Source organism: Enterobacter sp. UNJFSC 003 (assembly GCF_036903355.1).
Lineage (GTDB): Bacteria > Pseudomonadota > Gammaproteobacteria > Enterobacterales > Enterobacteriaceae > Enterobacter.
In genome coordinates this window covers 1-300 of sequence record NZ_JBAKHK010000101.1, presented here as the reverse complement: position 1 = coordinate 300, position 300 = coordinate 1, and the positions used below count along the sequence as shown (strand labels likewise).

The 300-nt window shown below is 49.3% G+C and carries 1 protein-coding gene; it reads left to right on the top strand.

Annotation, left to right across the window (positions count from 1 at the left end):
• Window positions 1-300 (top strand): DNA-directed RNA polymerase (locus tag V5P19_RS23280; protein ID WP_334407898.1); only part of this gene is annotated, 300 nt, incomplete at both ends.

Below are 300 nucleotides of genomic sequence, written 5' to 3'. Positions count from 1 at the left end.
GCCTTGAGTTCATGCTTGAGCAAGCCAATAAGTTTGCTAACCATAAGGCCATCTGGTTCCCTTACAACATGGACTGGCGCGGTCGTGTTTACGCTGTGTCAATGTTCAACCCGCAAGGTAACGATATGACCAAAGGACTGCTTACGCTGGCGAAAGGTAAACCAATCGGTAAGGAAGGTTACTACTGGCTGAAAATCCACGGTGCAAACTGTGCGGGTGTCGATAAGGTTCCGTTCCCTGAGCGCATCAAGTTCATTGAGGAAAACCACGAGAACATCATGGCTTGCGCTAAGTCTCCAC